This window comes from Pseudoalteromonas sp. SD03, from assembly GCF_040937955.1.
In the GTDB taxonomy this organism is placed as follows: domain Bacteria; phylum Pseudomonadota; class Gammaproteobacteria; order Enterobacterales; family Alteromonadaceae; genus Pseudoalteromonas; species Pseudoalteromonas tetraodonis.
On sequence record NZ_CP162514.1, the window covers coordinates 1,419,444 to 1,442,530 of the forward strand.

The 23,087-nt window shown below is 40.1% G+C and carries 20 protein-coding genes; 5 read left to right on the plus strand and 15 right to left on the minus strand.

Annotated elements, in window-relative coordinates; genetic code table 11:
- Positions 1-175: 175 nt before the first annotated feature.
- The 9 genes from ABZP26_RS06655 to ccoN all read right to left on the minus strand — a co-directional run bounded on the left by ABZP26_RS06655 (position 176) and on the right by ccoN (position 8,149).
- Positions 176-913, minus strand: a complete 738-nt coding sequence (locus ABZP26_RS06655; protein ID WP_013464664.1) for an FNR family transcription factor — start codon at positions 911-913, stop codon at positions 176-178.
- Positions 914-955: 42 nt separating this feature from the next.
- Positions 956-1,627 carry a sulfite exporter TauE/SafE family protein gene (locus ABZP26_RS06660; RefSeq protein ID WP_013464665.1) on the minus strand — a complete coding sequence of 224 codons (672 nt, stop codon included), beginning with the start codon at positions 1,625-1,627 and terminating at the stop codon, positions 956-958.
- The gene (gene ccoS / locus ABZP26_RS06665; protein ID WP_008109812.1) at positions 1,620-1,787 is read right to left on the minus strand and encodes a cbb3-type cytochrome oxidase assembly protein CcoS; all 168 of its coding nucleotides are present in this window, start codon (positions 1,785-1,787) and stop codon (positions 1,620-1,622) included. The genes ABZP26_RS06660 and ccoS overlap by 8 nt, the downstream gene beginning before the upstream one ends.
- Positions 1,784-4,156: a heavy metal translocating P-type ATPase gene (locus ABZP26_RS06670; RefSeq protein WP_013464666.1), complete on the minus strand. Its 2,373-nt coding sequence runs from the start codon at positions 4,154-4,156 to the stop codon at positions 1,784-1,786. The genes ccoS and ABZP26_RS06670 overlap by 4 nt, the downstream gene beginning before the upstream one ends.
- Positions 4,157-4,164: 8 nt before the next feature.
- Positions 4,165-4,656, minus strand: coding sequence for a FixH family protein (locus ABZP26_RS06675; RefSeq protein ID WP_013464667.1), 492 nt, complete (start codon positions 4,654-4,656; stop codon positions 4,165-4,167).
- A gap of 149 nt (positions 4,657-4,805) precedes the next feature.
- Positions 4,806-5,840 (minus strand): cytochrome-c oxidase, cbb3-type subunit III, encoded by a 1,035-nt coding sequence (gene ccoP, locus ABZP26_RS06680; RefSeq protein WP_013464668.1) that lies wholly within the window; start codon positions 5,838-5,840, stop codon positions 4,806-4,808.
- Positions 5,837-6,022: a cbb3-type cytochrome c oxidase subunit 3 gene (locus ABZP26_RS06685; RefSeq protein ID WP_010389598.1), complete on the minus strand. Its 186-nt coding sequence runs from the start codon at positions 6,020-6,022 to the stop codon at positions 5,837-5,839. The genes ccoP and ABZP26_RS06685 overlap by 4 nt, the downstream gene beginning before the upstream one ends.
- 6 nt (positions 6,023-6,028) lie before the next feature.
- A complete protein-coding gene (gene ccoO, locus ABZP26_RS06690) occupies positions 6,029-6,703 on the minus strand; it encodes a cytochrome-c oxidase, cbb3-type subunit II (RefSeq protein WP_013464669.1) in 675 nt (224 codons plus the stop codon).
- 12 nt (positions 6,704-6,715) lie between these two features.
- Positions 6,716-8,149: a cytochrome-c oxidase, cbb3-type subunit I gene (gene ccoN / locus ABZP26_RS06695; RefSeq protein WP_013464670.1), complete on the minus strand. Its 1,434-nt coding sequence runs from the start codon at positions 8,147-8,149 to the stop codon at positions 6,716-6,718.
- 337 nt (positions 8,150-8,486) lie between these two features.
- Here ccoN and ABZP26_RS06700 point away from each other — a divergent pair, with 337 nt between their 5' ends.
- The 3 genes from ABZP26_RS06700 to ABZP26_RS06710 all read left to right on the plus strand — a co-directional run bounded on the left by ABZP26_RS06700 (position 8,487) and on the right by ABZP26_RS06710 (position 13,833).
- The gene (locus ABZP26_RS06700) at positions 8,487-8,915 is read left to right on the plus strand and encodes a hypothetical protein (RefSeq protein ID WP_013464671.1); all 429 of its coding nucleotides are present in this window, start codon (positions 8,487-8,489) and stop codon (positions 8,913-8,915) included.
- A 755-nt stretch (positions 8,916-9,670) separates the two neighbouring features.
- Positions 9,671-12,358, plus strand: coding sequence for a TonB-dependent receptor (locus ABZP26_RS06705; protein ID WP_013464672.1), 2,688 nt, complete (start codon positions 9,671-9,673; stop codon positions 12,356-12,358).
- A 107-nt stretch (positions 12,359-12,465) separates the two neighbouring features.
- Entirely contained in the window at positions 12,466-13,833 is a 1,368-nt protein-coding gene (locus ABZP26_RS06710) for a hypothetical protein (RefSeq protein ID WP_013464673.1), read from the plus strand.
- A 23-nt stretch (positions 13,834-13,856) separates the two neighbouring features.
- On the opposite strand, the gene ABZP26_RS06715 is transcribed toward ABZP26_RS06710, so the two are convergent.
- From ABZP26_RS06715 to ABZP26_RS06740, 6 genes are all read right to left on the minus strand, one after another.
- A complete protein-coding gene (locus ABZP26_RS06715; protein ID WP_013464674.1) occupies positions 13,857-14,111 on the minus strand; it encodes a hypothetical protein in 255 nt (84 codons plus the stop codon).
- A gap of 16 nt (positions 14,112-14,127) precedes the next feature.
- Positions 14,128-14,964, minus strand: a complete 837-nt coding sequence (locus ABZP26_RS06720; protein WP_036956216.1) for a peptidoglycan binding protein CsiV — start codon at positions 14,962-14,964, stop codon at positions 14,128-14,130.
- Positions 14,964-18,437 (minus strand): transcription-repair coupling factor, encoded by a 3,474-nt coding sequence (gene mfd / locus ABZP26_RS06725; protein ID WP_368485518.1) that lies wholly within the window; start codon positions 18,435-18,437, stop codon positions 14,964-14,966. The genes ABZP26_RS06720 and mfd overlap by 1 nt, the downstream gene beginning before the upstream one ends.
- Before the next feature lie 50 nt (positions 18,438-18,487).
- On the minus strand, positions 18,488-19,381 hold the full coding sequence (locus tag ABZP26_RS06730; RefSeq protein ID WP_368485519.1) for a carbon-nitrogen hydrolase: 894 nt from the start codon (positions 19,379-19,381) through the stop codon (positions 18,488-18,490).
- Positions 19,378-20,433, minus strand: coding sequence for an agmatine/peptidylarginine deiminase (locus ABZP26_RS06735; protein WP_028835765.1), 1,056 nt, complete (start codon positions 20,431-20,433; stop codon positions 19,378-19,380). Before ABZP26_RS06735 ends, ABZP26_RS06730 begins: the two co-directional genes overlap by 4 nt.
- Before the next feature lie 114 nt (positions 20,434-20,547).
- Entirely contained in the window at positions 20,548-21,156 is a 609-nt protein-coding gene (locus tag ABZP26_RS06740) for a PilZ domain-containing protein (RefSeq protein WP_024601385.1), read from the minus strand.
- Positions 21,157-21,456: 300 nt separating this feature from the next.
- On the opposite strand from ABZP26_RS06740, the gene ABZP26_RS06745 reads away from it, so the two are divergent.
- A complete protein-coding gene (locus ABZP26_RS06745) occupies positions 21,457-22,014 on the plus strand; it encodes an RNA polymerase sigma factor (protein WP_013464680.1) in 558 nt (185 codons plus the stop codon).
- The gene (locus tag ABZP26_RS06750; protein WP_138765170.1) at positions 22,011-23,087 is read left to right on the plus strand and encodes a FecR family protein; all 1,077 of its coding nucleotides are present in this window, start codon (positions 22,011-22,013) and stop codon (positions 23,085-23,087) included. Before ABZP26_RS06745 ends, ABZP26_RS06750 begins: the two co-directional genes overlap by 4 nt.

The following is a 23,087-nucleotide window of genomic DNA, read 5'->3' on the forward strand; positions in this document are numbered from 1 at the left end:
AGTTTAATAGGACGTAGTTGCTTTTATATTAAAAAATGAGCCAGACAATTCATTCATCGACTCTTAAAAGTGAATGGTTAATACCTCTACTCAAAGTGTTAGTAGAGATAGAGCATAATTGCAATAATTACGCTCCAATTCAGGGTAGGATTAATTTTAAAATGAGAAATGATTATTAACGAGGCTTAACAATCGCAGCAGTTTTGGCTAAAGCGTCATTATCTAAAATAGTAATAAATTTACCTTCTACTTTAATTAAGTCGGCTTTTTGAAAACGGCTTAATAAACGGCTGATAGTTTCTACTGTTAAACCTAAGTAGTTACCAATTTCGCCGCGGGTCATGGTAAATCTAAATTCTTTACGTGAAAAACCACGCTCACCAAAACGCTCTGATAAGTTATAAATAAAGCTAGCAAGACGTTCTTCTGCTGATTTTTTATTCAGTAATAACAGCATTTCCTGATCGTAGGTTATTTCACTGCTCATTAAACGCATTATTTGTTGGCGCAATTTAGGCAGTTTACCGGCTAGTTCGTCAAGAGTTTCAAAGGGAATTTCACATACCATTGAGGTTTCTAGTGCTTGAGAAAAACTTTGATGTTGCATTTTATTGATGGCGTCAAAGCCAACAAGGTCACCCGCTAAATGAAAGCCTGTAATTTGCTCATCGCCTTGCTCTGACAAGGTATACGATTTAAACGACCCCGAACGAACTGCATAAATTGCATTTAAAGGTGCGCCCGATTCAAATAAGTAGTCACCCTTGTGTAATGGTTTTTTTCGCTCAATGATCTCATCAAGTTTATCCATTTCTTGGCCATTTAAAGAAAATGGTAAACATAACTGGCTAATACTGCAGTTATTACAGCTAATGGCACAATTACCTTTAGCACGACTTTGAGAAAAATCCATAAGTTCAATCCGTTAAATTTCTATGCACAACATTTACCAATGTTAATGCACTAGCTTGTCTGTTGCAATGATCAGAAGGTAGATACCATACCAAATGATAACACTGCCTAATATTATTCGCGTCCAAGGGTGATTAAAAAGCGTATTGAGCTTTTGTGCAGCCACACCTAAGGTGATCATGGCAGGGAACGTCCCTAGGGCAAATGCCAGCATAACCAGAGCACCATTTATGGCAGTGCCACTGGTCATCGCCCATGTGAGCGCAGAATATACTAAGCCGCACGGTAACCAGCCCCATAGTGCGCCATAACCAAGCGCTTTTAATGGGGAATCAATGGGCATTAAATATTTATTAAGTTTAATTAAGTGCTGCCAAATGAGGGTTTTGCCAAGTTTTTCGAGCCATTGTAATGTCGCGGCTAAGCGCATGATATAAACGCCGACCAGTAACATAAACACGCCCGCTAAAAATGATAAAAACAGCGCAAAGGCCGAGTTTTGTGTGGCAAATTGACTACTAATACCGGCGACTAGGGCACCAGCCAGCATATAACTTAGCGCTCTGCCGATATTATAGGCTAGAGAATATAACCAAGTTTGGCGCTTGTTACTGGCTAACTGTAATGAGCTGGCAATGCCGCCGCACATAGCAATGCAATGGCCACTGCCAATCAACCCCATTAAAAAAGCACTAACAAAAATCGGGTCAATCATTACTTTTATTATGTTGCTCTTTATCGTCTTCAAACAAAATACTGTGGCCTTGCTTGTTTAAATCAGAGAATTGCTCGCCTTTTACTGCCCAAAAAAACACGCCAATGGCAATTAGTACAAACAAGATAGCGATAGGAACTAAAATATAAATTATGCTCATAACTTTAATAGCCTTAGTGAATTACATATCACAATAATAGAGCTGGCAGACATACCAATTACCGCCATCCAAGGCGCAACTAAACCCATAGCAGCAAGCGGTAATATAGAGCCATTATATAATAAAGAAAGCGCTAGGTTTTGCTTAATTATACGCCGTGTTTGCTTAGCAATCGTCAACAAATGATCAATAGAGGCTAAATCACTGTTAAGCAGCACAACATCGGCACTGTTTTTAGAGATATCAGCTCCTGTTTCCATGGCGATTGATAAGTGGGCGCTGGCAAAGACTGGGCTGTCGTTTACGCCATCGCCAACCATAGCAACAACTTCACCTTGAGTTGACCAATGATCAACGGCGTCTTGTTTATCTTTTGGACTACAACTGGCTTGTACTGAATCAAGCTTTAATTTTTTTGCCACCTTGGCACCGGCATCTGAGGCGTCACCTGTTAGCATATGACAACTTAGATTGGCAGCCTTTAACGAGTTAATGAGTTTATCGGCATCTGTTTTTACTTTATCAACAAAGTAAAAGCGTGCAACGGGTTGCTTGTTTATGTAAAGGGTAGCTTGCGCATTGGTTTTTTTGGTATCAAACCAGGCACTTTTACCAATGGCGTAGTGCGTGTTTTCGTATTTAGCGCTGATCCCAACCCCTGGATGGAGCTGTACATCGTCAAATTTACGCTGACCTTTAAACTCTTTAAAGGCACTAGCAATAGGGTGCTCAGAATAGCTCTCAAGCTGTGCTGCAATATCAAGAATTTGCTCTTTGCTGTAGTTATCATCAAGTATGTCAACAACATCGAGGCTAAATTTACCTTGCGTAAGCGTACCGGTTTTATCAAAAGCAACTAAAGTAAGCTTTGAGAGTGTTTCGAGCACATGTGCTTGCTTAATTAATATTCCTTTACGAGTTAAGGTAGCCACAGCACACGTTAACGCGGTTGGAATAGCTAAACTCAATGCGCACGGGCAAGTGGCCACTAACACCGATATAGTGATCCAAAAAGCGACATCAGGGTCAATTTGATACCAGCCAATGGCGGTTAGAGAGGCAAATACCAGTAATACGGCAACAAACCACTGCGCGACTTTGTCGGTAATTTCTACTAACCGTGGGCGTTTTGTTAGGGCATTATGTTGCAGGCGAATAATTTGATTAAGCAGGGTATTTTGGCCCAGCTTATTGATTTTTATTTCAATAATACCATCATGATTAACCGTGCCCGCATACACGTTATGATCAATATACTTTCGTACTGGCTGATGTTCACCAGTCATCATAGACTCATCAACACTGGTGCTACCTTTGACTAAGATGCCATCGGCAGGGATAGTTTCGCCTGCTTTTATTAAAACGATATCGTTAAGCTTGAGCTTTTTAGCGGCAATTATGTGCTCTTTGCCGTTTTCATCGAGTGTACGGGCTGTCAGTGGCAGTAGCTTTTGTAAGTTGGCTGTAAATTCACTGGCCTTTAAGCGCGCTCTAAATTCTAAGTATTTACCTAATAAGAGTAAAAAGGTAAACATACAAATAGATTCAAAGTAAACTTCACCGACTTCCATTACCGTGGCGTAACAGCTTGCACCATAGGCACCAAAAATCGCCAATGATACCGGTAAATCCATATTCAGTTGTTTTGCTTTTAAGCCGTTAATTGCATTACTTAAAAAGGGCAGGGCGCTGTACAAAATAACGGGCGTTGCAAGGATCAAGCTGATCCATCTAAAGTACTGTTCAAAGTTGCTGTCCATCCCAGAGAACATGCCAAAGTACATAGCAAAGGCAAACATCATCACTTGCATGGTCATTAAGCCTGCCACGCCGAGGCGGCGAATATAGGCTTTAGCTGTTTGTTGTTTTTGCTGGGCTTCTACATCTGATTGGAATGGATAGGCTTTGTAACCTATTTCAGCCAGTGAGGTGATTAGCTCACTTAAAGGGGATGCGCTTTTATCCCATTGGATCATAGCGCGATTAGTTGAGGTGTTTACATCAACGCGCTTTACCGATTTAAGGTTAAGTAATTGCTTTTCAATAAGCCAGGCACAGGCGGCGCAGGTAATGCCCTCAACACTGAGAAGCACCTCAGAGTTGTCGTTATGCGTACTGATAAACTCATCTTGAATATCTTCATTGTCATAGCTTTTAATAAAAGCGAGTTGTTCAGGGACGAGTTGCTCTACTTTACCGGCACTAACAGTGCGATATTTGTAGTAGTCGGTCATCCCTTGGTCAATGATATTTTGTGCAACAGCTTGGCAGCCAATGCAACACATTGGCTCAGCGGTATTGTCTATAACAACATGTGCGCTAAATCCAGCAGGCACACTTTCAAGACAATGAAAGCAATTTTTAGACATACTAAATACTACTTATAGTTAGGAGTCACTAAAACGGTGGCGGTGGTTGGTAAACTAACGTTTTCTTTCATTTTCCAACTATTATCAACGGGTTCAATAAACACCGAATATGCGCCTGGTGTATAGCTTTCTAATAATGCAGTGAACTCTTGATTAGCATTTGGGGTGAGGGTGGCCTCAAAATCGTGCGCTTTTATAGTACGGTGAAAAAACGACAATCTTAATGCGTGTATATTACTGGTATCGCCTTTGGTAAATTTAAAGCTTACACGCTCATCTGATACATTTAGGTCGCCATGTAAATACAGCGCTTTTGCTTTATCAAACTTAACGAGTTCTAAGTTGATTGCTTTGCCTTTTTTATAGTAATCATCTACAACCATATCTGGGCCGTTACCAATGGCTGTAATAAATAAACTAATGCAGCCAATAATTGCAGCTAAAGGAAAGAAGATTAAAAACCAAGGCCAAAAATTTTTATACCACGGAGTCGGTTGCATAGTCGCTCTAAAATTAATTGATGTGCGGCTATATTATAATAAATAGAATGAAAAGACTAAAAAAAAGCCTCCGAGTGGAGGCTTTTTTGATCTGAATTAATCTACTGAAATAAAAAGATTAAAACTGAAACGTTTTGTTAACTTTATCGTTATTTATCTTGCGATAAGCTGTAAACGTAAGCAGTTAAAAGGTGAATTTTATCTTCGCCTAAAATCTCTTTCCATGCAGGCATTACACCAGCACGGCCATGGTTAAGTGTTTCTTCAACAGCGCGTTGAGAGCCACCGTATAACCAAATGTTATCAGTTAAGTTTGGTGCACCAAACGGTAGGTTATGGGCAACTGAACCTTTACCATCTGGACCATGACACGCAGCACACATAGCAAATTTTGCTTTACCTGCATCGGCATCTTTTTGGTTAACAGTACGACCAGATAGGCTAAGTACGTAAGCCGTCATTTCTTTCACGCCTTGCTCACCTAATGCATCACCCCAAGGTGGCATTGCTGCAACACGACCTAAAAGTAATGTTTCTCTGATCTTGTCAGGAGAACCACCGTACAACCAATCGTTGTCAGTAAGGTTAGGGAAGCCAGTACCACCACGAGCATCAGAGCCATGACATTGTGCACAGTTTTGTGAGAACAAACGTTGACCAATTTCAACTGCGAGTTGACCTTGAGTTTGCTCATGTTTAGTGCCGTTTTCTAGCGCAACTTGCTGTGCTGCATCACCAGCAAATTTAGACTCTACTAAATCTAGAACAGGTATTTGAGCCAATTCATTAAAAATAGGACCAAAACGTTCTTCAGCAGCGCGGTATTCAGCATCTAGCTTTACAAAACGGCCATCTTCTTTCGCTTCAATGACTGCTTCTTTCGATTCAGTTAAAGAGGTAATACCTTGGTTTGAGCTTGTCCATTTTGCTAAACCTTCCCAATTACCTAAACCTGGGTAGGCTGCTAAGTAATAAACAGACCACACAAACGTTGCGAAGAACATGTAAGTCCACCATTTCGGTAGTGGATTGTTTAATTCTTGAATGCCGTCAAACTCATGTCCACAGCTTTCACCTTCTTTTACACCTACATAGTTTTTTAAGTTCCAAACTAGTAGACCAAAGATAATGATTAAGCATGCAAGGGTTAATACAATAACCCATATACTCCAAAAGCTAGTCATTTCTCAGACCCCTTTTCCTCGTTAGAGAGTGTATTGTTGTGTTTTTTTTCATCTTCAAATATGACATTAGCAGCGTCTTTAAAACGACTTTTACTACGCTTGCTATATGCCCATCCAACAATCACAATAAATAATACTAAAATTACCAGAGTCAAAATGCCTCTGTATGTCCCGTAGTCCATAATAATCTACTTCAAATGTGTGCCAAGTTGTTGCAAATAAGCGATAAGGGCTTGCATTTCTGTTGCACCTTTACCGTCATTCATTGCATCAACCTTAGCAATGTCAGCGATTAATTCCTCGTCACTGCCATAACCTAGACCCGGGTGTTTTGGGTTTTCTGGATTAATAGCAAACGTGTCACGGAAAATTTGTAGTTTTTTCAGAGTCAGACTTGTATCAAGCGTGTTCTCTGCTAACCAAGGGAAACCTGGCATATTAGACTCAGGAACCACGGCACGTGGATCCATTAAGTGCGCATAATGCCAATCATCTGAGTAACGTTTACCTACTCGTGCTAAGTCAGGGCCAGTACGTTTAGAACCCCAAAGGAAAGGGTGATCCCATACTGACTCGCCTGCTACAGAGTAGTGACCGTAACGCTCAACTTCATCACGAAATGGACGGATCATTTGAGAGTGACAGTTAGCACAACCTTCACGTACATAAATGTCGCGACCTTCAAACTCTAGTGCGTTTAACGGGCGTAACCCATCCACTGGCTTGGTTGTATCGTCTTGGAACATTAGCGGCGTAATTTCTACTAATGCACCGAAGCTGATTGCGAAAACAGTCAAGATGGCCATGAGGCCAATGTTTTTCTCGATAATTTCGTGTTTGTTTTGTGAATTTTTATTGCTCATTATCTAACTCCGTTATGCTAACTGCGCTTGTTCATCAAGTTCTAACGAGTTATTTTTCGCTGAAACTGTACGATAAACGTTATAAGCCATAACCAGCATACCTGTAACGATGAATACACCGCCTAAGAAACGCATAACATAGAAAGGATGAGAGGCTTCTAACGACTGTACAAAGCTGTACATTAATGTACCGTCAGAGTTAACTGCACGCCACATTAGACCTTGCATTACACCTGAAATCCACATTGCAACAATGTATAAAACAACACCCACTGTGTGTAACCAGAAGTGTGTATTGATTAATTTAATGCTGTACATACGACCTTGCGAGAATAACGCAGGGATAAGGTGGTAAATAGCACCGATAGAAATCATCGCAACCCAACCTAATGCACCTGAGTGAACGTGACCTACAGTCCAATCTGTGTAGTGCGATAACGCATTAACAGATTTAATTGCCATCATCGGGCCTTCAAACGTCGACATACCGTAGAAAGACAATGAAACCACTAAGAAACGTAAAACAGGGTCAGTACGTAGCTTATGCCATGCACCTGAGAGCGTCATAATACCGTTGATCATACCACCCCAAGACGGTACGAATAAGATAATAGACATCACCATACCTAAGCTTTGCGTCCAATCAGGAAGCGCAGTGTAGTGAAGGTGGTGAGGACCTGCCCAAATGTAAAGAGAGATAAGTGCCCAAAAGTGAACAACCGACAAACGGTATGAATAAACAGGGCGACCCGCTTGCTTTGGTACAAAGTAATACATCATACCCAAGAAACCCGCAGTTAGAAGGAAGCCTACTGCGTTGTGGCCATACCACCACTGAACCATTGCATCTACGGCACCTGCATAGATTGAATATGATTTAGTCAATGAGACTGGGACTGCCATGCTGTTAACAATATGTAGAACAGCAACGGTAATAATGAAACCAGCATAGAACCAGTTAGCTACATAAATATGCGCTACTTTGCGTTTTGCAATAGTGCCCATAAATACAATAGCGTAAGTTACCCAAACAACAGCAATTAAGATATCGATTGGCCACTCAAGTTCTGCATACTCTTTAGAACTTGAAATACCCATAGGTAGAGTAATTGCTGCTAGAACAATAACTAACTGCCAACCCCAAAAGGTAAAGGCGGCTAATTTGTCTGAAAGAAGGCGCGTTTGACATGTACGTTGTACGACGTAGTAAGACGTCGCAAAAAGTGCACTTGTACCAAATGCGAAAATTACTGCGTTCGTGTGTAACGGACGAAGTCGAGAGTAAGTTAACCATGGTGTGTCAAAGTTAAGAGCTGGCCAAGCTAATTGGGCAGCTATCAGAACCCCAATACCCATGCCAACGATGCCCCAAATCACTGTCATAATAGCGAATTGGCGTACAACTTTATAATTGTACTCAGTTTGTGATGCTACTGTTTGGCTCATTTTCTGGCTTCCGCTGCAATAAATGCGTTTAGAAATGAATTACCTACTTGTAAAAGTAGGACCTACTATTATTCCAAAGTATACTATCTAAAACCCACAATATGTGGTTGTTAAAGATAATAATCTCAAGAAATACTTGTTTTTTTTGCGGTTGAAATGATAAATTTTTTGGCCTTAAAAAGATAGGTCAATTGCGTAATAATATGACATCAATCAAACTTTATTAACTTGCTGTCTATTTTTTGAGGTGATTTGTACCTTACTTGCCCATTAAAGCCGATAATCAACCAACGTGCCCAAATGTTGGGCTAATACATTAGATACTTTGAGAACCTGCATGTATATATATAGAGTATGTTTACTTTCTTTTCTACTATTCTTACTAGGTTGTGACTTTTCTGGATCAACATCAACACCAAAAGTAAATCAATCACAAACAGAGTGTAAAAATAACAACCCGTGTATTTTTCCAAATCAAGTTAAAGTTTGGCTAAGCGAAGAAACCCTATCACCAGAGACACCGTTTTCAATTTACACTCAGTTACCGACTGGTGTAACAATAACTGCAGCTAAATTAGAAGGCGTTAGCATGTATATGGGTTACATTCCCGTACAATTTAAAAATCAGGGCAGCGTTTGGGTAGCTAATACTATGGTAGGGATTTGCTCAGAAAAAAACATGGTGTGGAAGCTTATTCTTACTACTGTCGATACAAACACTGGCATAAGTGAAAATGTTGAATATTTTTTTAACGTTACCTATTAAAGGCTTTCTACTCAGGCGTGGTTTTTAACTGCGCCATTCCCGTAAAATTATAGCGGCAAAGCCAAATGCCTCACATTTAATAGTTATTTGTAATTAAAGTACATCTGATAAAATAACCATTCTTAATAAAGCTTTTATATACCCATTTACCTTCCAAGTTTATAACTTAAGCTCTGCTTGGCTTACTTATTCAATTGTGCTCATACGTGCAATAAAGCACCTATATCATTTATATGTAGATTTATCTAATGGACCCACTTTGATAGCCGTTTTTAGTTTAATTGGCAGCCCGTCTTAAACCTTCAATACACATAAAATTTGCATGATTAAAACTTATAACAAAAAAATTCAGACTAAATAAACAATCTACTTGCATAAATATGGTTAGGAATTAACACCTAGTTTTACCGTTTTAATAACGAGCTGTGATTAACATGTTAATTTTCCTGTTTAGGGCACATTATTGTAATAATTACATTTGATTACAAACTCTACTCATTTGATTTCAGCTGTGTTTTTTATGTGATTGCTTGGTCTTTAGTTTATGATTTTTAACTGTTTTTATTAATTAACAATGAAACATACTGTAACCTTTGTTCCTTTCGTGGGACGTCTTAATTTTCATTGATTGCATAGTGATCGCTCGTTAAGTTTTCATTCAGTTAAAGGCGCCTAAGTTGCTCCCGCTCACTCAAAATTCTCATAAAAGTGAGCATTACCAATTTAGGTAAATTTTCAACAAGTAGGGTTCATCCATGAAAAAATCAACTCTTGGTTTAGCTGTAATTGCAGCGATCCCAATGTTCTCAAGTGTTCAGGTTTTAGCTGCAGACGAAGCAGCAAAGTCAATTGAAAAAATTCAAGTAACGGGTTCTCGTATTAAGCGTTCAGATATGGAAACTGCTAGCCCAGTTACACTTATCGGTGCCGATGAAATTAAAGCATCAGGTGCAACATCTGTAGATAGCGTATTACAACAAATGACGGCTACGGGTGGTGCAATGACAAACCCTGGCGTTAATAATGGCTCTGGCGGTGGTGCATCTATAGATTTACGTGGTTTAGGTTCACAGCGTACTTTAGTACTTGTTAATGGTCGTCGTATGATCAATTCAGGTACTGGTGCGGCTTCAACGGTTGATTTAAATACTATTCCAGTATCAATGATCAAACAAATTGAAGTACTTAAAGACGGTGCTTCTGCTGTATACGGCACAGATGCTGTAGCGGGTGTTGTAAATATTATCCTTAAAAATGACTTTGAAGGTTTAGATTTAAACGTCAACACAGCCATGACTTCAAAACATGATGCGTCAGAAACATCAATCGACTTTACCTTAGGTACAACATTTGACAAAGGTAATATGGTTTTTGGTATTCAATACACTGATCGTGGTGAAGCAAGTCAAGGTGATCGTGGTTTCTCATCATGTCCTTTATTTGAAGGCGAAAATGGACTTTTCTGTGGCGGTTCTTCATTCAGCGAAGGCGGCCATATTTACAATGTTAATACAGCTAATATCATCAACGATAAAGGTGAAATCGAGAAGCAGGGTGTTGCTGACGATGCTGGTTTAAGTGGCCTTGGCGGTAACTTACACCGCTATACCGATGAAAACGATGCATACAACTATGCGTCTAAAAGCTACCTATACACACCTATGGAACGCTTAAACATCACAGGTTTAGGTAATTATGAACTAAATGATGACACAATGCTTTTCAGCGAGTTTACCTATACTAAGCGCTGGTCAGAGCAAAAGTTAGCACCACAGCCTATCAACTTTGGCTTTAAATATACCGAAGATATGGGTGACAGCTTACTGTCACAAACTTATGATAAGCGACAAGTCGTTAACGGTGCATTTGTAAAAGATGCTAATGATAATTACGTTACAACACCGACTAATTACGCCTATGGTGATGAAATAAGCTACCGTCGTCGTATGGCTGAAAGTGGTACTCGTGACTTATCGCAAACAGTTGATACTGTTCGTGTTGTTGTGGGTGCTGAAGGTATTATTGGTGATTATTCATGGGATGCATCAGCAAACTTTGGTCGCAATGATTCTGTTGATAAAATGAGTAATCTGCACAACGTTTCTGCAATCACAGAAGACTTAGCTGCAGGTACATTTAAGCCTTTAAATGAGGCATCTTGGTCACAAGAAAACATTCAAGATTATATATACACAGAGCAAAACTCAGGTGGAAGCCAGTTATTTATTTTGGCAGCTTCATTATCTGGTGAAATGTTTGAGCTACCTGCAGGTTATGCTGCATTTGCAGCGGGTGTAGAGCGTCGCCAAGAAAAGGCATGGTATAATCCTGATTCAATTGCTGCTCAAGGTCTAGGTAACGATCCACGTGTAGATCCAACAAGTGGTGGGTTTGATGTGAATGAGGCTTATGTTGAGTTTGCATTACCCTTACTATCTGAGCTTCCATTTGCAGAATATGTTGAATTAAGTGCGGCAATCCGCGCGTTTGATTACAGCACTTTTGGTTCTGATGAAACATGGAAACTTGGTTTTACTTGGAAAGCAAATGATGAATTGATGTTCCGTGGCGTACGTTCAACCGCATTCCGTGCTCCAACGGTAGATGAGCTTTACTCAGGTAATGCGCCATCTTATGAGCAAGTAAAATACCCAGGTGCTGATAGCCAGGCAGAAGTAACTGTGGGCGGTAATCAAAATCTAACACCAGAAGAAGCTGATACTTTAACGTTTGGTGTGGTGTACGAACCACAATGGTTTGAAGGTTTCTCAATGACCGTAGATTACTACGACATTGAAATCGAAAATGCTATTTCAACATACAACAACCAATTCGTTGTTGATCAATGTATTGGTAATTCAAACAGCAGTTCAAACGAACTTTGTGCAAGCACAGGTGCAATTTTACAAGCTGATGGTCGCATTGTTTTCAATAATCAGCTTCGTAATATTGGTTCTGAAAAAACATCTGGCATTGACTTAAATCTGAAGTATTCATTTGATGCATTAGGCTTAAGCTGGAGAGCTGGCCTTGATACAACATATTTAGATGAATACGTTGTTGATACGGGTGCTGTTGTAGATTACGCTGGTTACATTACGGGTGGAGCTGGTAGTTACGCAGATATCAAATCAAACTTTAACTTAACAGTTAAAGGAGATAACTGGGATGCAACTTATGAAGCACGCTACATTGCTGGCCTAGATAGCTTCGCATGTATTGATGGTGAGACATGTTATGCACCTTCAACGCCTTCAGTTGTGTACCATGACATTAGTGGATCTTACTTAATTAATGATACAGTGACATTGTCTGCAGGTGTTAATAACTTATTTGATAAAGAGCCACCGTATTACTCAGGTAATAACGATTCAAACACTGACCCGTACACGTTTGATACGTTAGGTCGTCGTTTATTCGCTGGCGTAAACGTTAAGTTCTAATTTTAATTCATTAGAACTACTAAAAGGTCTAGTTTTTACTAGGCCTTTTTTGTTGAACAAAATTAAAGAGGCACGTAAACTCAGGTAGATAACCAAAGGAGGCATCATTGTTAAAGCAAGACGAAAATTTATCGTTTGTTATTGAACCGCAACTATCACCGCGTGCAGAGCAGCGTCTCGATCTTTATTTTTCTATCCCAAACGAAATGGGTATTAACGCGCAAACACTCAGCGAAGAGTCTTACTTTAATAACCAATTTAAATCTTTTGTAGCCTATAACGCGAATAACATTCATCTTCCATTGGTACGAAGCCGCTTTGTGAGTAAAAACAAAGGTGAGCAGCAAGATTACCGACAAAATTTAAATTTATATTGTTATCAAGTGCGTCTAGCAATTGATGCCGATATTAAAGATGCGTTAAAAATTCAAGAAAGCGATGAGTTTTATCAACGAGCCATGGAGCTCTGTGAACAAAGCCAAAGCCTACTTAGAAAACTCAGACGTTACACCCCAGATAACGAAAAGCTGATCCCGTTTTATACTAATGCTGATAACTACCTAAGCTGGCAAATTGAACAAACTTTTTTAAAGCTACTTGATGAAGGCCCGCGTAGTAGCGATCACGCTAAAGAACGAAACGACTTATTAAACTTTTGTAAGTCAGAGAGTGAGTATCGAGCAGAGCAGCAATATAATTCTGACTCAACACTTAAAGACGCCAACAGAATTACTAATAAGATGCGTTTACTCCAGCGTTTAATAGAGCATGGAGTGATTTTACAGCGCCAAACACGCTATCTTAATAGCTATTTAAAGCGGTTGGTAAAAGGCTCTGTAACAGCTGTTATAATGGCTTTTGTGATGGTGGTTATTTTAAATGCGCGTTCTACCTTTACTGAAATAACCGCTTCATTAATTCTAATTTTAGGGGTTATTTACGGGCTGAGAGAAATATTTAAAGAAGATATTACCCGTATTATTTGGCGTGCTATTGTGCGAGGGCGGCCAAAATGGCGCTTTATTTTTAAAAACAGTATCACAAAAGATAAAGTGGCGAGTCAGTTTATTTGGTTAGAGTACACCCGGTTTAAAAAAATCCCCAAAGAAGTGAGGAAAATTTTTTCTAAGCGTCGTCAGCAAAACAAACAGGCGGCGCAATGGCTGCATTTTGCTAGTGAAACCCGGGTAAGTGCTAAAGAATTTTTGCCAGGCTACGATAGCTTGCAGCAAACGCTGCAATTTAATCTTGCGCCGTTTGCACGTTATTTAAAAAAAGGGGAAGGGAAGCTCTATCATTTAGAAAACAATAAAATTTCTAAACAGGGAGTAGAAAGGCGCTATCAGTTAAACATGGTATTGGTTCTAACCGAACCGGATAAAACGCTCTATCAGCGTTACAAAATCACTTTAAACCGCAGTAAAATAGTCAACATAGAGCTTATTTACACCAGCGATGCAAAAAAAGAGGAATAACATACGTTATTCCTTTGTTGTCCTTATTTATCCGTTAGCCCTTTTTTGCTGTAAAGCGTTACTTTGTCTGATACCAGGGTAATTTCGATGTTTTTAGCGTCATCACCCCAAGTACAGCTAGTATGTAATGTTTTTTCTACACAGTTATCAGCACTGCCTAAAAGTGCTTCAACTTCTGTTTTGTCCATACCAATTTTAATTTTTTCGTAATTTTCCATGCTTACTTTTGAACAAGCAGCAAGACTCAGTGCTGCAGCAATTATTAGGAGCTTCTTCATTATTATTTTCCTACTGTTAATGGTTAAATTTTCGAATTTGTACAATCATACCCATACGAGGATGATCAAAGTAATGAATATCTTCGCTGAAAACGCGTCTAAATTGTGAAAAACGGGCTGATTCTAGCTCACCATTATCTTGCTTTTCACTAATGTCGAAATCCGCATTAATGTATAAATAATGGCGTAAATGTATTTTCAATAAGCCATCTAACTCCCATTTCATGGTCGGAGACTGTGCTTTATTAAACAATGGCTCAGGAGTATCAAGTAAGCTAATAAAGTCGGAATTGGCGTAACTAAAACCGGTGTTCATATTGTTTTTTAATTGGTTGCCTGCAAATAAGTGCATACTAGGGGAGCGTGATTTACTTGCGCCTTCAAACCGCCAGCCGGTATGTAATATAGGGGTGAGTCCTTTGCGGTCTAAAGCTTGGCGTTGTTGTTCAAACTGCAGTTGTTCAGGAGCGAGCAGGTAAGTTTGCTCCATCGTATCTTGTACTGGTGCTTGAGGGGTTACTGGCAGCACATCGTAACTTTTTACATAATCAATGCTGTCGTTACACGCTGCAGACTGTGGGTTTGAATTAACCAAAGTGTCAGCAAATGTACGTGTTTGAAAGCGTGGGTCACCGTTTATACACGCGTCCATTGCTTGGTTTTTATAAGCAGAGGCCAATAAATCTAAGGTGTTTTTATCTTCAATGGCGTCATGCTTTAAGCTAAAGTCTTCTTGTAAGTAAGGAGCAGGGCGCTGTTTAAATATTAACACTTCTACTTCAAACCAGCGCTCTGCAAATGCAGTACTGCTAAATAAGCAGCATAAAATAACCAGCGATTTTTTCAGCAACATTAATGGCTAACCTTTTTTTCGAAATCTGCAATCATAGCAGTGATCATTTTTAAGCGTTCACGGGCATTCGCCTCGCTAATGGCAAAGCGTAATTTATTTGCGCCATCCATTTTATAAATGTGTGGCGCACTTTGTATCAAACCAATAATGAAGCTAGGATTAACCTTGGTATTTTGACTAAACTCAAAGTAGCCTCCTTTCGGGTTAGCTTCTATTTTGGTTATGCCCAAATTGCTCGCCTGCATTTTTAGTTGTTGTAAACTAAATAGGTTTTTAGCTGCATCAGGTAATAAACCAAATCGATCTATCAATTCTACTTGCAGTTCATCAATATCAGCAAGGTTAGCACAACTTGCTACACGCTTGTACATACCTAAACGCGCGTTAACATCATGAATATAATCATCAGGTAACAAGGCAGGTAGCTTTAAATCAACTTCGGTTTGTTTTTGTAATAAATTTTCAAGGGTTGGCTCTTGACCATTTTTAAGCGCGTTAACAGCCTGTTCAAGCATTTCCATGTATAAATTAAAGCCAATGGTTTGCATTTGTCCAGATTGATCGTCTCCTAATAGCTCACCGGCACCACGAATTTCTAAATCGTGGGTTGCTAAGGCAAAGCCTGCGCCTAAATCTTCTAATGAGGCAATGGCATCTAAACGCTTTTTCGCATCTTTAGAGAGCGCTTTAGGGTTACCTGTGAGTAAATAAGCATAGGCTTGGTGATGACTTCTACCAACACGTCCGCGTAATTGATGCAGCTGAGCAAGACCTAGTTTATCGGCTCTGTCCATAATAATGGTATTTGCTGTGGGTACATCAATGCCGGTTTCAATAATCGTAGTACATACTAGTACATTGTATTTTTGGTGATAAAAATCGGTCATGATCTGCTCAAGCTCTTGCTCTCGCATTTGCCCGTGGGCTGAGGTAACTGTTGCCTCAGGCACCCATTCGCTAATTTCTTGAGCAACACGCTCAATGGTTTCTACATTGTTGTGTAAAAAGTACACCTGGCCGCCGCGTTTAATCTCACGCAGTACCGCTTCGCGAATAAGCTCTTCGTCGCGTTGGCGCACAAAAGTTTTAACAGCTAAGCGTTTAGCCGGTGGGGTAGCAATAATAGATAAATCGCGCATACCACTCATGGCCATATTTAAAGTACGGGGGATAGGGGTTGCGGTCAGGGTGAGTATGTCAACATCAGCTCTCAGGGCTTTAATTTTTTCTTTTTGGCGCACCCCAAATCGGTGTTCTTCATCAACAATTAACAGGCCTAAGTCTTTAAAATTGATGTCTTGTTGAATTAGTTTATGCGTGCCAATGACAACATCAAGCTTGCCATTACTCATCTTTTCAAGGGTTTCTTTTTGCTCTTTGGTCGAGTTAAACCGAGACAATACACCCACTTCAATTGGAAAATCAGCAAAGCGGTCTTTAAAGTTATCGTAGTGTTGTTGAGCAAGTAGGGTGGTAGGGACTAAAATAGCCACCTGCTTATTATCGTTAACCGCAACAAACGCTGCACGCATGGCTACTTCGGTTTTACCAAAGCCTACATCACCACAGACTAAGCGATCCATGGCTTGTTTTGATTGCATATCACCCAGTACAGCTTCAATAGCGTTACGTTGATCATCCGTTTCTTCAAACGGGAAGCTATCACTAAATTGACGATAAGCTTGGCCATCCAGCGTAAATTTATTACCCGGCTTTGCTTGGCGCTGAGCGTAGATATCGAGCAATTCAGCAGCGACATCGCGTACTTTTTCAGCGGCGCGTTTTTTTGCCTTATCCCACGCATCAGAGCCGAGCTTATGCAGTGGGGCACTGGCTTCTTCACCGCCAGAGTAACGGCTAAGCATATGAAGCGCTGATACCGGCACATAGAGCTTTGCTTCACCGGCATAAATAATGGTTACAAATTCAGTAACCACACCGGCAGCATCAATTGTTTGCAGTCCTTGATAACGGCCAACACCATGGTCAAGGTGCACAACCGGTTGGCCTTCTTTTAACTCTGCTAAGTTACGAATTAGCGCATCTTGGCTTGCTTCATACTTGTGCTTACGGCGTCTGCGTTGTGATACTTTAATTCCAAGCAATTCTTGCTCAGTAATAATGCTCAGGCTAGGTTTTGTGCTAAGCACGACACTTTGTTCAAGTGGGCTTACAATTAAACCAACGTCACTACTGCTGTTGGTAAATTGCTCAAAAGTATCAAACTCTTTAAATTTTAAGCCGCTGGGTTTTAATATACTCAGTAATGATTCACGTCGACCATCCGACTCAACACTAATGACAACTCGGCCTTTTTTCTTTTTTTGCTCTGCCACATAGCTAATGAATGCGTTGTAAGGTTCATGTTGTTTATGATCAATGCGGACATTGGGTAATTCATTAACGGCAAGGTTTTTATTGCCCGCTTTAGTGCCCAATTTTGCTTGCGATAAACGAATGCGGCCATAATTACCTAAGTTTGAAAATAGCTCATTGATTGGCTGGTACAATTCATCCGGTGGTAAAAGTGGGCGCAAGGGGTCCACACGGTGGTTTTCATAGCGTACATTAACATCGTGCCAAAAGTTATCCGCCGCATGTTCTAAATCGCCTAATTGCATCACGGTCGTTGATTCAGGCAAATAGTCAAAAATAGTCGCCAAGCCATCAAAAAATAATGGCATGTAGTATTCAATACCTCCAGGCCAATTACCTTTACTAACTTGCATATAGACAGAGTCTTGCTCTGCGCTTGCGCCAAACTTTTCACGATAGTTTATTCTAAAGCGTTCAATATCCGTGTCGTTAGTGGGGAATTCATGGGCAGGAAGTAACTCAATTTTTTCTACTTTTTCATCTGAGCGTTGTGTTTCCACATCAAATAAGCGAATGGTATCAAGCTCGTCATCAAAAAAATCGAGCCTAAATGGGTGTTTACTGCCCATCGGGTATAAATCAACAATAGAGCCACGTATTGCATATTCGCCATGCTCCATAACTTGTTGCACGTGCATGTAACCCGCTTGCTCTAAGTTTTCACGCAAAGCGTGGGTGTCTAATCTATCGCCCACTTTAAAATTAAGCGTTGAACCGTATATAAACGAAGCTGGGGCCGTGCGCAGCATCAGCGTTGATACAGGCATAATGAGCACGCTTTGTTGCTCGTTTTTCAGGGTATTAAGCGTTGCTAAGCGCGCTGAAATAATATCTTGATGGGGAGAGAAATGATCATAAGGCAATGTCTCCCAATCCGGAAATATCATTACCGGGTTATCCGGAAGCAAATACTCTAATTCGGTTTCAAGGCGCAAAGCACTTGGTGTATCTGGCGTAACTATTAACACTAAGTTATCTTGTTGTTTTACACCTTGTGCAATGGCAATGCTCAAGCCACTGCCTAAAAGCTCGCCCCATTGAATTTTATCTTTTTGAGATTTTACCCAAGGCAAGGCTGCCCATTGCTCAAACGCCATTAATTACTCCATTAAATTAGGCTCTTAGCTGCTAAGAGCCATACTATTATTTAGTCGCGATAGATTTTTGTTAAATCTTGATAATGATCAATTCTGCGGTCGCGTAAATACGGCCAGATACGTCTTACGTTCTCGCTGCGTTTTTGATCAAGTTCAACCATTAATATTTGTTCACTTTGATTATCGGCTTGTGCCAACATTTCGCCTTGGGGACCTGCAATAAACGAGTTGCCCCAAAATTGAATGCCGTCACTTTGTCCACTCGGGTCGCGCTCAAGACCAACACGATTACAACTAATCACCGGAACGCCATTGGCTACCGCATGCGCTCGCTGTGAAATAACCCAAGCATCTTTTTGACGGGTTTGCTCATCTTTATCATCGCGTGGATCCCAGCCAATTGCTGTTGGATAAATTAAAAGCTCGGCACCTGCCATCGCCATTAAACGCGCCGCTTCAGGAAACCACTGATCCCAACACACCAGTACGCCAAGTTTGCCCACTGAGGTTTGAATAGGCTCAAAGCCTAAGTCGCCAGGAGTAAAGTAAAACTTTTCATAAAAGCCAGGGTCATCCGGTATATGCATTTTACGATATTTACCGGCAATACTGCCGTCTTTTTCGAGCACCACTGCGGTATTGTGGTAAAGGCCTGTAGCGCGCTTTTCAAATAAAGACGCAACAATCACAATACCAAGCTCTTTAGCAAGTTCACCTAACGTATTACTACTCGGCCCAGGTATTGTTTCGGCTAAATCAAAGACGTCGACATCTTCGGTTTGGCAAAAGTATAAACTACGGTGTAACTCTTGTAGCACAACAAGTTGTGCACCTTGACTGGCTGCATCGCGAATGCCAGCAATTGATTTTTCAATATTGTGTTCAGCGTTGTCACTGTTGCTTTGTTGCACTAAGGCAACTGATAAATTTGCAGGGCTTGTCATTGTGCTGCTCCAGCTAAAAATCCACGAGGTAATTGCATTGTAATGCAGTGAAGACTGCCAAATTGCTCAATAATAGGTAAACAATTTACCCCAATAATTGTGTGATCTGGGTATGCTTTTTGAACCTGTGCTAACGCGCGTTGGTCGTTTACATCGTTATAAGTAGGCACTAATACCGCATTGTTAATAATTAAGTAATTTGCATAGGTGGCGGGTAAGCGCGTGTTTTCATCATCGTACACGGCTTTTGGCCATGGCAACTCAATTAGCTTATATGGGGTGCGATCGGCAGTTTTAAAGCTTTGTAGTTGCTTTTGCATGGCATTAAGCGCGCTGAAGTGCTCATCGCTTTTATCGTCACATTGCACATACACAAGGGTATTATTTGGTGCAAAACGCACTAAGGTATCAATGTGGCTGTCCGTGTCGTCACCAGCTAGATAGCCATGATCAACCCATAAAAAGTCTGTTGCGCCCAAGTGCGCTTTTAAAAGCGCTTCTATGTCACTTGGGTTTAAATTTGGGTTACGGTTTTTATTAAGCAAACATTCGCTGGTTGTTAGCAACACACCATGCTCGTTTATTTCAATACCGCCACCTTCAAGTACCATATCGAGCGCTTGATAGTGGTTTTTTTTGCTACTTAACTCTTTTACCAAAGTACGATTAATTTGATTATCTAATGCGCTTTCAAATTTATTGCCCCAACCATTGAAAGTAAAATCATATACTTTTAGTTGCTCGGGTGAGTCAATAGCGCTACAAGTAAGCGGGCCATGATCGCGAGCCCACGTATCGTTGGTAGGGGTTACTACAAAATGAACACGATTCAAAGAGATGTTAGCGCTATTTAGCAATGCTGTAATATGCATTTTTAAGGCGCTATTATGCGCCACAATAACAAGCTTTTGCTGCGTTGTTATATGCTTAGCAAGCTCAATATATACAGGTTCTACACGGGCTAAATTATCAGCCCAATCTGTGTCTTTATGCGGCCATGTAAGCATAACAGCGTCTTGCTCGGCCCATTCAGGTAAAAGTCTAAAGTTCATGGATTTTTAATACAAATAAAGATGGGGCTAGTTTAGCAGTTCAATTACTGCTAAGTCACTTCTAAATGAGCGTTTGGCTCACAATTTTAAAGCGATTTGAGAAGTAAATAAACGCTAGCTTTTATCGTTTGTACTCTCTTTGGCTTTTTCAAGTTGTTGGCGCTTTTTAAGCTGGCGAGTTTGCGCATGTAAGCTGGCTCTTACAACCAGCTCTTGGTCGCTGTCTCTTATTGATACAAATAACAGAGTATATTGGTAGTGCTCATTATCTTGTTTTTCAATGGCAACCACTTCGCTATAACAATACACCGCAGAGGCCTCGTGTTGTAAAAAAAGTTTAGTACGAAACTTTTGCCCTAATGTATACAAATGTTCACTGGTAAACTTAATGCCGCCACCGCCGTAACTGTCGCAATAGATAGAGTTATCTTCTGGTTGTTCAGAGGCTAAAATATGACTCATGATCAAATCTATTTTGCGCGACTGAGCTTGTAAAAAAGTAGTTAGTTCTTGGGCAATATCACCTAAATTACGCAAAGGGCCTAAGGCGCTTTGCTCTAAACTGCTTACTTCGTTAGCAAGTTTAAATAAAGGCGGAATATCAGCCTCAAGTTCAGCTAAGCTTTTTGGCACAGCCGAATCATCTACGGCAAACAGATTGACGCGATTACTTTCATCAATTTGAAAATAAAGCTCAAAATCTGATAATTTTTGATTATTCATATGGAACTCCTATCCGTTAATAGTAGCGTTGCGACTACTAAATTACTACACAACACGCCAATAAAATTAAGCTAAATATCTGTTTGCCCTCATTATAAAAAGCCAAATCAACTAAAATTGCGCTAACTTTCAATATTTACCAAACAGGCATAATGATTAAAAAAGCTTTAAAAGGTAATACGTTTACATTGCACTATGTATGTTAGCAACTAATAAATAACCAATAATTAACAAAACTCCTTGTAATTAGCCCTAAAACTCGTAATCTTACGGTAATAATAATAACAAGGGACTACCCACGTGGCTCGAGGACTTAAATTAGCCAGTACATTCTCAGACATATCCACGCAACTGCGGCGCTTCGTGTCTAAAATTGTGTTGCCTGACGATGTTGATGATATTGTTCAAGAAACCTTTGTTAAAAGTTATGAAGCTGAATTAAAGCAAGATATTCAATACACCCGTAGCTACATGTTAAAAACAGCTAAACACCTAGCACTTAATCATATAGCTAAATGGGATAATAAATTTAGTACCCCTTTAAATCACGAAACTGAACTCCCCAAATTGCTTAAATCAATGCAATTAGAAGACGAATACACCTCTAAAGAGCGTTTTTTATTATTTTGTCGGGCGACTGAGCAATTAAGTCCTGTTGTAAGAAAGTGCTTTATTTTAAAAAAAGTCTATGGAATGAGCCAAAAAGAGATCGCACAGCAAATGCAGCTAAGTCAAAGTACGGTAGAAAAACACATTGCCAAAGGGTTATTAAATACCATGCTATATATGCGCGAACAGTCACACGATGAGAGCGACCATTGCCAACAAAGTGCGGACATAATGAGGGCAGCAAAATGAATAACATCCATCAATTTACCTCAAAAGAATTAATATTAGAAAAAGCATCGCAATGGATCAGTGCTATTGACCGTGGCCTTACAAAAGAAGAGCAAGAACAATTTAAACTGTGGATGCTACAAAGTACTGCTCATCAAAATGCGGTGTATGAATTAGCTCAGCTTTGGGATGACCTGAGTGTACTTAACGAACTCAGCGTATTATTTCCAAATAAACAATCGGCTAATAGCAAAACAAAGCCTGCGTATTTATTTGGCATGGCAGCAAGTATTGTTGCTGCATTAATGATGTGCAGCTATTTATTGCTAAATATAGATAGCAATTTCAACAAAAATTTAGCCAAGGTAAATTATACAAAAATTTATAAAACAAAAGTTGGCGAGCAAGCAACCTATGTTTTACCAGATGGCACAATTGTACAACTTAATACCAATAGCTCATTGGAAGTCGCTTATAGCCAAGGCCGTAGGCAATTGTTACTAAGTCGTGGCGAGGGGCGTTTTAATGTTGCTAAAGATGCATCACGCCCATTCAGCGTGATGGCCGGTGATAAAAGCTTTACCGCTCTCGGTACTGTATTTAATGTGCAGCGCAATACTTCGTCAGATCTCGAGCTGGTTGTTACTGAGGGTAAAGTGATGATCACCGATCCTAGCGTTGCTGTTAATGCTGATGATTTTAAAGCGTATCAACAAGCTGATAATAACAATCATGAAATTCGTCAAATTAATGCCAATATTGTGATTTCCGGTGAAAAAGCCATTATTGAACAAAGCGTTACCAAACCAATCACACAGTTATCGGTTGATGATGTACAGCGTGACTTAGCTTGGCAAAATGGCATGTTGATATTTAATGGTGAGCAACTGGTTGATGCCTTAAACGAAGTTAGCCGTTATACCGCCACGCGGTTTGAACTATCATCTGATGAGTTAGCCCGTATAAAAGTGGCCGGTGTTTTTAAAGCGGGTGATGTGGCAGGGCTGTTAGAGAGCTTGCAAAATAATTTTTCGATTGAACATGAACGTTTAGGCGAGCATGTTGTTAGCCTAAAATATCAAAAAAAATCATAG